We start from the raw sequence: 14,521 nt of genomic DNA, 5'->3' as shown, positions 1-14,521 counted from the left end.
AATGAATAAGTTCATTAAAAAGTTTTCCGATATATCCATTAATGATATTGAATGTGTTGGTGGAAAAAATGCTTCTCTAGGTGAGATGATAAATAACCTTTCATCTCTGGGGGTTAATGTTCCAGATGGCTTTGCAACAACTTCATATGCATTTCAAGAATTTCTTAAAGCAAACAGACTTGATAAAAAAATTCCTGAATTACTCAAAAAATTGGATGTGAATTCCATTAAAGAACTGAAGAAAACTGGTTCTAAAATTAGGAACTTAATTTTAAAAGCAAAAATTCCTTCTGAACTGCTTAAAAGTATTGAAGAAGCATGGACTAATATTTGTAAAAATAAAAATTACTCATTTGCAGTTCGATCGTCCGCAACTGCTGAAGATCTACCTAATGCCTCTTTCGCTGGTCAACAAGAAACCTATTTAAATATTGTCGGCCTCAAAGCTCTAGTTGATGCAATGCAAAAGGTATACGCATCTCTTTATACGGATAGAGCAATTGCTTATAGAGTACATCAAAAATTTGATCATTCTGATGTGTCTATCTCAGTAGGATTTCAGCGAATGGTCAGAAGTGATAAATCAACATCTGGTGTGATGTTTACTTTGGATACTGAATCTGGAAGCGAGGATATTATTTTTATAAATGCTTCCTATGGTTTAGGTGAAACCATTGTACAGGGTTCAGTAAATCCTGATGAATTTTATGTATTTAAAGATGGTCTTAAAAACAATCATTTTCCAATAATTAGAAAAAATCTAGGTGAGAAATCTGAAAAAATGCTTTTTACAAATAAAAGCGAAGCTGGAAAATCTGTAAAAACTGTAAAAGTAGCAAAACATCTTTCAAATCAGTTTTGTATTTCAGATAAAGATGTTATTCAACTTGCAAAATATGGATCCATTATTGAAAAGCACTACGGTAAGTGCATGGACATAGAATGGGGGAAAGATGGAGATGATAATAAAATATATATCCTTCAAGCACGACCAGAAACAGTTCACAGTAATTCTGGAAATAAAATCACAAAATTTTCGTTAAAAGAAAATTCTGAAATATTAATTACAGGAAGAAGCATAGGACAAAAAATTGGAGTAGGTATCGCAAGAATAATCGATAGTCCGAAGAATATGGATAAAGTAAAGGAGGGCGATGTTTTAGTAGCAGATATGACCGATCCAGATTGGGAGCCCGTTATGAAAAGAGCATCAGGCATTATAACCAATAGAGGAGGGAGAACCTGTCATGCGGCCATAATTGCTCGTGAGCTTGGCATTCCGGCGATAGTTGGTACGAATACTGCTACAAATACAATAAATTCAGGAGTCCCTGTTACTGTTTCTTGTGCTGAAGGAGAGGTGGGAAAGGTTTATAAAGGAAAATTAAATTATGAAACAGAAGAGTATGAAATATCTAAGCTTCCAAAAATTCCCGTCAAAATTATGATGAATGTTGGAAATCCTGATAAAGCTTTTAGTTTCTCAAGAATTCCAAATGAAGGAGTAGGATTGGCTAGGCTTGAATTTATCATTAATAAAATGATTGGTATCCATCCTAAAGCATTAATTCAATACTCTAAGATTGATAAGTCAACAAAAAGATTGATTGATAAAAAAATGTATGGATATAAAGATCCTATAAATTTTTTTATATCAAAACTATCTGAGGGGATTGCCACAATTGGAGCAGCCTTTAATAACAAACCTGTTATTGTGAGAATGTCTGATTTTAAATCTAATGAATATGCAAATTTAATAGGGGGGAAACAGTTTGAACCTAAAGAAGAAAATCCAATGCTTGGATTTCGTGGTGCAGGCAGATATGTATCTGAAGCCTTTAAAGACTGTTTTCAGTTGGAATGTGAGGCATTTAAAAAAGTCAGAAATGAGATGGGTTTAAAAAATATTCAGCTTATGATTCCATTTATAAGAACTTTAAAAGAGGCTAAAGATGTTATTAATTTGCTTGAGGTAAATGGTTTAAAAAGAGGCAAAGACGGATTAAAAATAATTATGATGTCTGAACTTCCATCAAATGCCCTTTTAGCGGATTCATTTTTAAAATATTTTGATGGAATGTCTATAGGTTCAAACGATATGACACAACTTACATTAGGCTTAGATAGAGATTCGTCTCTAGTTGCAGATGTTTTTGATGAAAGAGATGATGCTGTAAAAATGATGCTTTCACTTTCAATTGATGCGTGTTTAAAGAAAGGAAAATATATTGGAATTTGTGGACAAGGTCCTTCAGATCATTCAGATTTAGCAGACTGGCTACTTAAGAAAAATATTGAATCGATGTCTTTAAACCCTGATACAGTAATTGATACTTGGTTTAAGCTTGCAGGAAAAAAAATCTAAATGGCACTTACTTATTCTTCCATGTTGGAGTTAGGGACACAAATGCCTAATTTTGAACTTGAAAATACAGTTAATAATGAAATTTTTTCTTCCTTATATTTCAATAGTGCTTGTCCGAAGTTGGTAATGTTTATATGCAATCATTGTCCTTACGTAATTCATTATCACAAAGAATTAGTTAAGCTATCACATGATTACAAAGATCATCTTGATTTTGTTGCAATTAGCTCAAACGACATAGTGAACTATCCAGAGGACTCGCCTGAGAAAATGAAAGAATTAGCCATAGAATTAGGTTTCTTCTTTCCTTACCTTTACGATGAGACTCAAGAAGTTGCAAAAAGTTTTAAAGCAGCATGTACGCCTGAGTTTTATTTGTTCAATAATGAAAAAACGCTTGAATATAGAGGTAGATTAGATGATTCTAGTCCAGGAAATGGCATTGAACCCTCTGGTATTGATGTTAGAGAAGCCATAGAAAATTTACTTAATGGCGAAGAGGTAAATCAAGCTCAACATCCCTCAATGGGATGTAATATTAAGTGGAAATAATTAAGATAATGATTCTAACTTTTCCTTAAGTGCCAAAGAAAATCTACCTGCATCAGCACCATTTATAACCCTATGGTCATAAGATAATCCAAAAGGAAGAATAACTTTTTCCTTTATCTCTCCATTTTGTAATTCAACATCATTTCGCGATCTAGAAATTGAGATAATTCCAACCTCAGGAGGGTTTATTATTGGTGTAAATCCTATGCCTCCAATTTTTCCAAGACTGGAAACGGTAAATGTAGCACCAGTTAAATCTTTTTCAAATAACTTCCTGTCACGAGCTTTTCCTGCCAGCTCTTCAATTTTTTTTGAAATATTCTCTACAGATAATTTATCAGCATCTTTTATAACAGGAACTACTAAACCCATTTCAGTATCCACCGCGATGCCAATATTTATATATTCTTTCAATAAAAGGTTGTCTCCATCGATTAAAGAAGAGTTGAATGAAGGAAACTCTTTTAAAATTTGGCATAAAGCATGAACAAAATATGCTAAAACTGACGACTTCTTATTCTCTCTCAATTTATTTATTGCAGCTAGATCTGCTTCTTCAAAGTGTGTTACATGTGGGATTGTTACCCATGATTCATGTAAATTTTTTGCTCCTAGAGATTGAATTTTAGAAAGTTTTTGAATTTTAAAGGAACCTTCATTAACAAAATCATTTTCTTTATAGGTTTTAAAACTTAAACCAGATTTATTCGAGTGAATATGAGTTTTAAGGTCTTCTTTTGTAATTCTTTTGTTTTTGCCTGTACCCTCGATAATGCTGAGATCTATTTCTAATTCACGTGCATATTTTCTTACAGCTGGGCCTGCATTAATGCCTGTAAAATCTATTGCAGGTCTATTAATGATCTTTTCTTCTTTAACTATCTCTTTTTCTTTTTCCTCTTTAACTTTAGTTTCTTTTACTTCCGTTTCTGCTTTAATCTTTGCAAATTCCATCCCCTCGTGAACACTATCGCCCTCTTTAATAAGTATTTCGCTAATTTCTCCTTGAAAGTCTGATGGGACTTCCATAGCTGCCTTCTCTGACTCAAGTACAATTAAGGGGTCATTCACGTTTACTTTGTCACCAACTTTAATATTTACCTCTATTATTTCTGTTGATTCTGCTTCACCTAAATTTGGAATTTTTAATGCAATTGTATTTATCTTAGCCATGGCGCCTTTGTGTTTAAGTCTATTTTTTTTTCTTTAATATATTTTTCAGCTTTATCCTTATTGCCAGAGACAATTAAAGCATTAATAACTATGTGGTCTTTGCTAATCTCAAAATAATTTCTTAGCTCTTCTCTTGTGTCACTTCTTCCAAAACCATCAGTCCCTAAAGTAACATAGTCACCATTTACCCATTGTCGAATTTGATTTGTATATGCTCTCACGTATTCTGATACAGCTACTGTTGGCAAACATTCTGAAAAGCATGACTCTACATGTGAGACACTTTTTTTATTTTCGTACCTATTTAATCTTTCAACTTCAATTCCATCTTTATACAATTCATTAAAACTTGTTATTGACCATATTTCTGTAGAAATGCCTAATTTTTTGAGTTCTTTTTCTGCATCTATAGCAAAGTTCAATGTAACTCCAGATGCCAAAATTCTGAGGGATGGATCTTTATTTTCGAGATACTTATAAGCCCCTTTAATAATATTTTCAGTTGTTGCACTTTTTGGTCTTTTTGGGTGTGAATAATTTTCATTCATTAAGGTTAGATAATAAAAACGGTCATTGCCTTTTACATACATATCATCTATTCCCTCATCAATAATACTTGAAACCTCATATGAAAAGCAGGGATCATAAGATCTACAATTTGGTATTGTTGAGGCTAAGATGTGGCTATGGCCATCTTGATGCTGAAGTCCCTCGCCATTTAGAGTTGTTCTCCCAGATGTTGCTCCTAAAAGAAATCCCTTAGCTCTTGAGTCACCTGCTGCCCAAGCCAAATCATGTATTCTTTGAAATCCAAACATTGAATAAAAAATATAAAAAGGAATCATTGGAAGTTGGTTATTTGAATAAGAAGTTGCTAATGCCAACCATGCAGAAAATGCACCTGCTTCGTTTATTCCCTCCTCAAGCATAATTCCTGATTCGCTCTCTCGATAAAACATTACTTTATCTGCATCTTCGGGTTCATATTTCTGTCCCTCTGAAGAATAAATACCAAATTGTCTAAAAAGGGCATCCATTCCAAAAGTACGTGCTTCATCTGGCACTATAGGTACAACTCTTTCACCTATAGACTTATCTCTAAGTAGCTTTGTTAGTAATCTCACAAAAATCATTGTTGTTGATTGCTCCCTCTCTACAGCATCATCAAAGGAGACGAATGTATCTTTATTAGCTTTCAATTTTTCCTTTGAAACTTTTCTTTGCGGAATAAATCCACCTAATGCTTTTCTTCTTTCGTGTAAGTAATTATTTAATTCTTTATGCTTCGAAAGGTCTAAAAAATCAGGATTCTCTAAGTTATTTTTTTTGACGGGGAGATTAAATTTATCAATAAAGTTTTCTAAATTTTCTTTTGTTAATTTCTTAACTTGATGAGTTGTGTTGTCCGCCTGCCTTGACCCAATTCCATAACCTTTAATAGTAAATGCCAAAATAACAGTCGGTTTAGTTTTATTTTCATATGCGAGTCTATAAGCGTTATAAACCTTAATTGGATCATGTCCTCCACGATTTAAATTCTCAACTTCATCATCAGAGAATTTTTCAATCATTTTCAGAACTTCAGGATTTTTCCCGAAAAAATTTTCTCTGGTATATTTACCACCTTTAGCTTTAAAATTCTGATATTCCCCATCAACAGTCTCATCCATAATTTTTTGTAACAAACCGTTTTGATCATTGTTAATTAGATCATCCCAATGCCTTCCCCAAATCAAATTTACTACATTCCATCCAGCGCCTTTAAACTGTTTTGCTAGCTCAGTAACAATTTTTGAATTTCCTCTTACAGGGCCGTCTAATCTTTGCAAATTGCAATTAATTACAAAAACTAAATTGTTAAGATTTTCTCTTCCAGCTAGGCTAATAGCCCCCATTGATTCGGGTTCATCCATTTCTCCATCTCCGCAATAAACCCAAACTTTTCTATCTTCAATTTCTTCAATGAGTCCTCTCTTTTCAAGATATCTCATGATATGTGCTTGATAGATACCAAAGATAGGTCCAAGCCCCATAGAAACAGTTGGAAATTGCCAATAATCTGGCATTAGCCAAGGATGAGGATAGGAAGAAAGACCCATTCCCTTAATTTCTTTTCTAAAATTTTCTATTTGACCCTTTCTAAGTCTTCCCTCTAAAAAAGACCTAGCATAGATTCCTGGAGAACTATGGCCTTGAAAATATATAAGATCGCCTAGCTTTTTATCTGATCCTCGAAAAAAGTGATTAAAGCCAACTTCATAAAGTGTTGCAGCTGAGGAGTAGGTAGATATATGACCTCCTAAATCATCATCTTTGTTAGCTTTAAGTACCATTAAGAGACTGTTCCATCGAATGAAATGTCTAATTTTTTCTTCAAAATCCCAGTTTCCCGGATAAGGTAACTCCTCATCGCTTTGAACAGTATTTTTAAAAGATGGATCATTGAGCTCATCAAGAACAATTCCTTTGAGGGATGCTTCTGTAAAAAGGGCTTTTAGAAGTTCTTTTGAATATTCTTTCCCATCAGAAAGAATTGTATTTTCAAGGGCTTCTATCCATTCTTTTAATTCTGTATTGAACTCAGGATTATTCATTTACCTCTAAAGATATTTATTGAAAAATTTCAGCAGTCTTTCCATAGATGCTTCTCTATTTTCTTCATTGGAAAAACCATGCTCTTCTTTTGTGATGACCATCTTTTCATATGAAATATTATTTCTATCCATCTCTTCCATGAATAGCTCGGCATCTTTGAAGGGTGTTCTTATGTCTTGCTTGCCATGTAAAAGAAAGAAGGGCACCTTCATTTCTGAGACCCTATTAATTGGTGATTGGGATGCATCAATTTCATTTTTATCTCCTTTAAAGGCTCTATCTAAAAATACTTTTCCTCCTCTAGATCTTCGAATATCTCCTCGTATATATTGGGCCTCTATGTCATATAGACCAGCATCACTTGCTGCACATTTGAATAAATCAGGGCGATTTATAGGAGCCATTGTAGCAGCATAGCCTCCATAACTGCCTCCATATATACATAAATTTTCCTTATCTATTAAACCCTCTGAATGAAAGAATTCTATTCCATCATAAATATCCTCTAATACCTCTTCAAAGTTTCCAAAAACCTCAGATACAAATTTATATCCATAACCTGTTGAGCCTCTGATATTCATCTGAATAACGTTAAAATCATTTTCTGCTAAAAACTGTACTGTTGGATCATAGCCCCAATAATCCCTTGCCCAAGGCCCTCCATGAGGGTAAATAATTGTTTTTTTGTTAGATTTATTTTTTGCTTGAGTAAAAAAAGCCTGAATTGGAACTCCATCTCGATTATTAAAATCATAAGCAATCATTTGGTTAAGGTCTTGATAATTTACTTTAGACCACTGACGAGCTAATGGAGTAAATTCACTTTTATCCCTATCATAAAGAAAAAATGTTCCAGGATTTATATCTGAAGACATATAGACAATTAATCTCTTATTATCGGATGACGATGAGGTCACACTAAAACTTTCATAAGGATAAGCTTTTTGAATTTCAATTAGTGCATCTTTATAATCACTTTTTACGCTTTTGAGAACAACAAATGATGGATATGCATCATCGGTTCTTACTCCAATAACTTTGTTTGCATCATCTACAGCTATCGCTCCAACTTCTATATCTACTCTTGGGTGAGTAAAAATTTCATTGTATTTTTTTGTAATTATGTCGTAAGTGTAAAGTCCTCTCCTGTCTGATTTATTACCTTCACCATAACCTAGCATATATATTTTTCTTCCAAATGATGAAATTGGCTGTATTTGTTTAAAAGGATCAACTTTAGTTAGAAATTGCCAATCTGATACTTTTGGTCTCCCAGTTCTTACTTTTACACAAGTCTCGTCATCATTTGCCTCTCTGCAATCAAGCGGATCATACTCAACAGGTAAATTTTCTTTATAGATATAATAGACAACTTCGAATTGTAAATTTACACCCAGTGCACCCGTTACATCACCTTGACTGTTGAAGGTAAAATCTGCTTGTTTTACAGGTGCAGTTGTTATTTTTGACATTCTGCCGTTATATATATTCATTTTCCAAAGCTCAAAAAACTCAGAGCTGTCATAAAACTGAACAATTATGTGCTCTTTATCATCGGGCATCATATTTGCCACTTGGGCAGGTCTTTTTGCACTTCCTTGTCCAGTTCTAATGGCTTCGCGTTTTGCGTTATAACCAGCAAGCATTATTTGCTTAGTGCCATCAATATTTGTTGAATAAACTTGTCCTGTAGCAAAATACCTAGTGCTATCTCTCCCTGATCTCAATAGCTCAAAAACCAGCCGATCTTTGCTGGCCCAGTAAAAGGTATTGATTTGGTCTCCTCTAACAAACTCATGGTTATAAATTACTTCTTTAGTATCTAAATCTAGAATGCTGAGCATTCTCTCACCATCAATTTTTCTTAATATGCCTACACTTTTTCCATCTGGTGAAATTTTAACGGAGTAAATATCAGGTAGTGTTGCAAACTGGTTTTTTACTTCTGCAGTTGTTGTAATGAACGATAATAAAATTAAGAGAGTAAGAACATTTTTCATAGAAATATATTGTATTTTTATTTAACCTTTATGTCTGCAAATAAAATAAACTATACCAATGAAAAAAATATATATAGTCTTTTTATTATCAATGTTTATTAATTCAGACGAAGAAAATTCTGCTCAATGTAATTTATATACAGATAATGTTATGGGAGGTAAATCGACTCTCAAAATTTACACAGATGATGTAATGGGAGGAAAATCAACTCTTGAAGAAAATTCAACTCCATCTTCTGATGAATACATCCACTTAATTGGAGAAGTAACAACTGAGAATAATGGTGGTTTTGTAAGAATGGGATGCCAATCACAAAAGGAACTTTCAAAATCTGCTAAAGGACTGAAGTTTATGGCAAAAGGAAATAATGAAGCTTATGAAATTCATATCACTTTAAGTGGAATGAAATTGCCTCCATGGTCTTTTTTCAGAAAAGAATTTAAGGTCAATGAAGAGTGGCAGGAGTTCTTTATAGAATTCAATGACTTCGAAAAATATGGATATTCTTTAAAATCATTTAAACCGCAAAATTTCAGAGAGATTGCTTTTGCTGGATATGGTCGAGATTTTAAAGTTGACTTATTTCTTAAGGATATTGAGCTAATAACTGAATAACAATGTCCTTTGATTACCTAGCTGAACAATTTGCTACATTGGCCTGGGGACCATGGTTGGTGATATTTCTTGTAGGTTCAGGCATTTTCTTTTTAATTTTTTCAGGTTTACGGCCTTTTAGATATCTTCCACATGCATTTGCACTTCTAACAGGAAAATACTCAAAGGCGAGTGATGTTGGAGATGTTAGCCATTTTAAAGCTTTAACTGCTGCACTCTCGGGAACAATAGGACTTGGGAATATTGCTGGAGTTGCAGTAGCTATTCAACTTGGTGGCCCTGGAGCTATATTTTGGATGTGGCTTACAGCTATTGTAGGTATAGCTACTAAATTTTTTACTTGTACGTTATCAGTTATGTATCGAGATGTTAATCCTGATGGAACGACAAATGCTGGACCGATGTACGTAATTAAAAATGCTTTGCCTAACTATATGCTTCCTCTTGCATATTTCTTTGCTATTTTTGGAATAATTGGATGTCTCCCAGGATTTCAGAGTAATCAGCTTGTTCAAATATCAAAAGATCTTTATTTCCCAGGTGTAGAAAATTTTGAACTTATCGCGGGGATATTTCTAGCAATTATTACTGCAATTGTTGTTGTAGGAGGATTAAAAAGAATTGCAAATGTAGCGTCATATTTAGTGCCTTTTATGGGCTGTATTTACTTTGGAGCAGTGTTAATTTGTATAGCTTTAAATATTGAAGACTTTTTACCATCATTATCTTTAATAATTTCTGATGCCTTTACCGGATCAGCAGTAGCGAGTGGTAGCATCATGGGAGTAATTATTGTTGGTGTAAGAAGAGGAGCATTTTCTAATGAAGCTGGTATTGGTACTGAGTCATTAGTGCATGGATCAGCAAAAGCATCGCATCCTGTTAAACAGGGTCTTGTAGCAATGACTGGCCCAATATTTGATACCTTGATAATGTGTACAGCTACTGCTGTGCTCATCCTTATTTCAGGTGTATGGCAGAATTCTGATGCTCAAGGTGTTACATTAACAGCAGAGGCTTTTAACAATATCTTAGGTCCAGTAGGTTCATTTGTTGTATTTTTGTGCGTTCTTTGTTTCGGAATAAGTACTATTTTTACTTATTCATATTACGGCTCATCATGTGCAAAATTTCTATTTGGTGAAAAAGGCAGCCAAATATATACCTATATTTTTATTCTTATGATAGTAATATTTGCGGTTATATCACTTGATACCGCCTTAAATATCATTGATGGTGCTTTCGCTATGATGGCAATTCCAACTTTAGTTTCAACACTATGGTTAGCGCCAAAAGTAATGAGTTCTGCTAAAGAGTATTTTAATTCCTTAAGTGAGACTGCAAAAAGGATTTAATTTTAGAAATTTTATTTTCGCCGCCAAAATATTTTATTTCTTCATCATCGAAAGTGCTCAATGAACGTAACATTTCATTAGCGGCTTCAGGGTAGTCAAGTAGGTTCAAAAATTTAGAAAATCGAACATTTATCGCAAATAAAGTATATTTTTCATGATACCTGCATAAGGTCTCTCTTTCAGACCTTATTACCCAATGTTCAATAGGTGTTTTAGGGATTCCCTCGGCTTTTGTGTGGTATCTATTGCTATCGCCATGAATAAACCAATTTTCTCTCTTAAAAGGCTTATTAATTGGAGCATTCGCAATGAATTTCTCAATTGGATTGCCAATTTTTTCATTAAGCGACTTTACAGGTTTATGAACTTCTCTCAAGGATTTGCCTATCTTTTCCTTTAAATTCCAATAGCTAGGCGAACACACTGATGCAGCTAAAAGTTTTTGTTTACCAGTTGACTGAATAATGCACAAATCATCTGGTACTCGAAGAGATATATTTGCTATCAGATCTGGATAATTTTCGTTATTTCCAGTTATTTTTTCACTCAAATAAATTTGAGATTCACTGGAATCAGTTGTGGTAGCAATGACTTCATCATATTTAAAATCAATTAAAGATTTTTTATGTTTGTATACTTCAGAGCTTATTTTTGCATCAAACCATTCATCTAAATTTATCGGTTTAAGCCCAAGACGATATTTTGCTTTGCCACCTTTCCATGGTGGGTTGGACAATATAGGGCAATTGGCTTCAATTACTTGAGACATAAACTAATTTGTATAATATAAATTTAAGCATAAATAATTCAAAACAAAATATGAAAAAAGTAGCAATTATAGGGGCTGGTCCGTCAGGAATAGCTGCCCTAAAAAATTTTAAAGACCAAGGCTTCGATGTAACAGGTTTTGAGCGATGTTCAGGTGTAGGTGGTAATTGGCGGTTTGATGATCCCTCCGGTCATTCAAGTGTTTTTGAGACAACTCACATAATAAGTTCAAAATATACATCCTTCTATGAAGATTTCCCTTTACCTAAAACTGCTTCAGATTATCCCTCTCATCAAGAATTACTTCAGTATTTTTCTAATTACGCAAAAAATTTTAAATTAAATGAAAAAATTAAATTTAATACTGAAGTTATGAATTGTGAGAATTTAAAAAATAATAAATGGGAAATTACTTACAAAGATTTAGAAACTCAAAAACAAACAAGCCTTATTTTTGACGCTCTTGTTGTTTGTAATGGTCATCATCATGAACCAAGATTTCCAAAATACCCAGGAAAATTCACGGGCGACTTTTTACACTCTCACGAATATAAAAGGGCTGCACCTTTTAAAGATAAAAGAGTGTTAGTAATCGGCGGTGGGAATTCTGCTTGTGACGTTGCTGTTGAAACGTCGAGAGTTTCAAAAAAAACAACTATAAGCTGGAGGAGGGGATACTTTTTAATTCCAAAATTTATGTTTGGTTTGACTACGGATATTTTTGCATTGCGTTCCAGACTTCTACCTAAATTTGTAAGATTGCCATTTATGAAATTTATGCTTGAGTTGCTTCAGGGTAAAAATGAGGATATTGGTTTACCTAAAGTTGAAAATCATGTCCTTGCAACACATCCCACAGTAAACTCCGATCTTTATAATTCTGTTCGGCATGGCAAGGTGATCCCCAAACCAGATATAGAAAAAATGGATGGAAAAACTGTTTATTTTAAAGATGGCACTCATGATAAGTATGACGTAATTATTGCTTGTACAGGCTTCAAAATAAAACATAAATTTTTTAAAAAAGACTTAATTAATTTTGAAAATGGCCCTGTCAAACTCCTTCACAAAATGATCCCAGGAGATATTAAAAATTTATACTTCATAGGGCTTTTTCAGCCATTAGGATGTATTTGGCCTGGTGCTGAACTTCAATCAAAATTAGCTGCAAAACATCTAGCAGGAAAATGGACACCTAATGGAGAAATTAAAAAACTAATAGATAAAGAAATAAATGAACCAGATGTTGAACAAATTCAATCGCCTAGACATACAATTACTGTCGATGATTTTTCTTTTAGAGGAAGATTGAAAAAAGAGTTATCAAAGGCTACTTAAAAACATGAAAAATTTATATCTATTAAGACATGCCAAATCAAGTTGGGATGATTTTGCTCTTAAAGACTTTGATAGGCCATTATCTACTAGAGGAATACAAGATGCTGATCTAATGGGGAATTTTTTTAAATCAAAAAGAAAGGGACTGGATCTAGTGGTTTCCAGCCCATCAAAAAGAACTAAAGAAACTCTTGATCATTTCTTTAATAAAACTACTCAAAATATTATTTTTGATGAAACTATATATCATTCATCTGAACAAAATATATATTCAGTTTTAAAACACATTGAGGAAGATATAAAGTCTCTAATGATTGTTGGACACAATCCCTCGATGCACGAATTTAGTGAAAGTTTTTCAGGTAAATTTATTGAAAAATTTTCAACATGTGGATTAGCGAGTTTTGAATTTGACGGTAAATGGGCAAATGTATGTGAAGATTCAGGTACGTTGACTGAATTTAAGATTCCGAGCGAGCTTCGTTAAATTCTACAGTCTTATTACTAACTGCCATATATCCCGCTAGAAGAGCGCAAATAATTGCATGAATTAATACTGTCAGTTGCATAAATTCAAATTGTCCAAAGTAGATGGCTAGAAGTACCAAAATTGCTCGAGCAAATTCCAAATGATACCCAAAGCCCTTGCCCTCGAATAACAGTGATGCAAAAACCAAAATCATGGTAATGTTAACTCCAATTAAAAATATTTCTGTTGTTCCCATTGAGCTTACGTTGAAAAAGAATGACTGCGAATAAAAGCTACCAAAGACTAATTGGCCAAAACCAAAGATTTTCGCAAATAGTGTAACTTTAGGATCATATTTTTTAAACTCTCTTAGATCATTTTTTTGAATAGGAAATTTCTCAGAAACATCTTTAGGCCTCCATTTTGGTCTAGAAATCCAAACTTTAAACTTATCTTTCCAACTTTTCGTTCTCCAAGTATCCTTGAAAATTTCTGTCCAAACTTCAAAATTTGCCCAAAATGGGTTCCACGATTTTAGAGGTTTAGAAGTCCCATAAATAGGCTTCAGTTCTTTTCTCTCATCTTTAAACGTACCGAATATTATGTCCCAGATAATAAAGACTCCACCATAATTGGCATCTATATACTCCTTGTTTTGAGCATGATGAATTCTGTGATTTGATGGAGTGACAAAAATATAATCTAGGAATCCTAATCTATCAATATGTTCTGTATGTACCCAGAATTGATAAATAAGGTTTAATGCTGCAACAGTAACAAAAATTTCTGGAGGCACCCCAAGGAACAGCATAGGAGTGTAAAAAACCCATTTAAAAATAAAATCAGTACCAGTTTGTCTTAAGGCTGTTGAAAGATTAAATTCTTCCCCATGATGATGAACCACATGTGATGCCCATAAGAATTTAATCTCGTGATGGCATCTGTGAAGCCAATAATAACTTAAATCATATAAAACGAAGGCTAAAATCCAAGTAAGAGGTGTATAAGAATTTAATAACCCAAGATTAAATTGATTCCATATGAATGCATAAACTATACCCTGAACTCCTAATTGCAAATAAACAGGAAATCTACTCATCATCCCAAGAGATATGCTTGTAAATGTGTCATTTAATCTGTAATTATTTCGGTTTTTAAAATACCCATACACAAATTCACAAAATATCATAAATGTGAAGATTGGTGCTGCGTATGCTATTAAGTCAGAAGTATGCATAGTTATTAATGTAAGATTAAATTAAAGTAAAAAAATAGCAAAAATAAAATAAA

11 protein-coding genes are annotated in these 14,521 nt (G+C 33.3%); 6 read left to right on the top strand and 5 right to left on the bottom strand.

The window, feature by feature from the left end; genetic code table 11:
- Position 1 precedes the first annotated feature (1 nt).
- Together ppsA and M9B42_02490 are read left to right on the top strand one after the other, a co-directional pair.
- Positions 2–2,365, top strand: a complete 2,364-nt coding sequence (gene ppsA, locus M9B42_02495) for a phosphoenolpyruvate synthase (GenBank protein URQ64714.1) — start codon at positions 2–4, stop codon at positions 2,363–2,365.
- Positions 2,366–2,917, top strand: coding sequence for a thioredoxin family protein (locus M9B42_02490; GenBank protein URQ64713.1), 552 nt, complete (start codon positions 2,366–2,368; stop codon positions 2,915–2,917).
- Here the strand turns inward: M9B42_02490 and M9B42_02485 are convergent, their stop codons facing one another.
- The 3 genes from M9B42_02485 to M9B42_02475 are packed head-to-tail and all read right to left on the bottom strand — an operon-like array spanning position 2,918 to position 8,685.
- On the bottom strand, positions 2,918–4,090 hold the full coding sequence (locus tag M9B42_02485; protein URQ64712.1) for a 2-oxo acid dehydrogenase subunit E2: 1,173 nt from the start codon (positions 4,088–4,090) through the stop codon (positions 2,918–2,920).
- The gene (gene aceE / locus M9B42_02480; GenBank protein URQ64711.1) at positions 4,078–6,684 is read right to left on the bottom strand and encodes a pyruvate dehydrogenase (acetyl-transferring), homodimeric type; all 2,607 of its coding nucleotides are present in this window, start codon (positions 6,682–6,684) and stop codon (positions 4,078–4,080) included. The genes M9B42_02485 and aceE overlap by 13 nt, the downstream gene beginning before the upstream one ends.
- Positions 6,685–6,690: 6 nt before the next feature.
- Positions 6,691–8,685: a prolyl oligopeptidase family serine peptidase gene (locus M9B42_02475; GenBank protein ID URQ64710.1), complete on the bottom strand. Its 1,995-nt coding sequence runs from the start codon at positions 8,683–8,685 to the stop codon at positions 6,691–6,693.
- A gap of 58 nt (positions 8,686–8,743) precedes the next feature.
- On the opposite strand from M9B42_02475, the gene M9B42_02470 reads away from it, so the two are divergent.
- Positions 8,744–9,301: a CIA30 family protein gene (locus tag M9B42_02470; GenBank protein URQ64709.1), complete on the top strand. Its 558-nt coding sequence runs from the start codon at positions 8,744–8,746 to the stop codon at positions 9,299–9,301.
- 2 nt (positions 9,302–9,303) lie between these two features.
- A complete protein-coding gene (locus M9B42_02465; protein ID URQ64708.1) occupies positions 9,304–10,656 on the top strand; it encodes an amino acid carrier protein in 1,353 nt (450 codons plus the stop codon).
- On the opposite strand, the gene M9B42_02460 is transcribed toward M9B42_02465, so the two are convergent.
- Positions 10,622–11,425, bottom strand: a complete 804-nt coding sequence (locus tag M9B42_02460; protein URQ64707.1) for a DUF3445 domain-containing protein — start codon at positions 11,423–11,425, stop codon at positions 10,622–10,624. The genes M9B42_02465 and M9B42_02460 overlap by 35 nt on opposite strands.
- Positions 11,426–11,475: 50 nt before the next feature.
- On the opposite strand from M9B42_02460, the gene M9B42_02455 reads away from it, so the two are divergent.
- Both M9B42_02455 and M9B42_02450 read left to right on the top strand, forming a co-directional pair.
- Positions 11,476–12,762, top strand: coding sequence for an NAD(P)-binding domain-containing protein (locus tag M9B42_02455; protein ID URQ64706.1), 1,287 nt, complete (start codon positions 11,476–11,478; stop codon positions 12,760–12,762).
- A gap of 4 nt (positions 12,763–12,766) precedes the next feature.
- A complete protein-coding gene (locus tag M9B42_02450) occupies positions 12,767–13,249 on the top strand; it encodes a histidine phosphatase family protein (protein ID URQ64705.1) in 483 nt (160 codons plus the stop codon).
- Here the strand turns inward: M9B42_02450 and M9B42_02445 are convergent.
- On the bottom strand, positions 13,224–14,468 hold the full coding sequence (locus tag M9B42_02445) for a sterol desaturase family protein (protein URQ64704.1): 1,245 nt from the start codon (positions 14,466–14,468) through the stop codon (positions 13,224–13,226). The genes M9B42_02450 and M9B42_02445 overlap by 26 nt on opposite strands.
- Positions 14,469–14,521 lie beyond the last annotated feature (53 nt).

Source organism: SAR86 cluster bacterium (assembly GCA_023703535.1).
Lineage (GTDB): Bacteria > Pseudomonadota > Gammaproteobacteria > Magnimaribacterales > TMED112 > TMED112.
This window is presented reverse-complemented; position numbering and strand designations above follow the sequence as displayed.

Coding starts and splice junctions, on each gene's coding strand:
- M9B42_02485 (URQ64712.1), bottom strand. CDS start 4,090: ATGGCTAAGATAAATACAATTGCATTAAAAATTCCAAATTTAGGTGAA.
- ppsA (URQ64714.1), top strand. CDS start 2: ATGAATAAGTTCATTAAAAAGTTTTCCGATATATCCATTAATGATATT.
- M9B42_02470 (URQ64709.1), top strand. CDS start 8,744: ATGAAAAAAATATATATAGTCTTTTTATTATCAATGTTTATTAATTCA.
- M9B42_02475 (URQ64710.1), bottom strand. CDS start 8,685: ATGAAAAATGTTCTTACTCTCTTAATTTTATTATCGTTCATTACAACA.
- aceE (URQ64711.1), bottom strand. CDS start 6,684: ATGAATAATCCTGAGTTCAATACAGAATTAAAAGAATGGATAGAAGCC.
- M9B42_02445 (URQ64704.1), bottom strand. CDS start 14,468: ATGCATACTTCTGACTTAATAGCATACGCAGCACCAATCTTCACATTT.
- M9B42_02450 (URQ64705.1), top strand. CDS start 12,767: ATGAAAAATTTATATCTATTAAGACATGCCAAATCAAGTTGGGATGAT.
- M9B42_02490 (URQ64713.1), top strand. CDS start 2,366: ATGGCACTTACTTATTCTTCCATGTTGGAGTTAGGGACACAAATGCCT.
- M9B42_02460 (URQ64707.1), bottom strand. CDS start 11,425: ATGTCTCAAGTAATTGAAGCCAATTGCCCTATATTGTCCAACCCACCA.
- M9B42_02465 (URQ64708.1), top strand. CDS start 9,304: ATGTCCTTTGATTACCTAGCTGAACAATTTGCTACATTGGCCTGGGGA.
- M9B42_02455 (URQ64706.1), top strand. CDS start 11,476: ATGAAAAAAGTAGCAATTATAGGGGCTGGTCCGTCAGGAATAGCTGCC.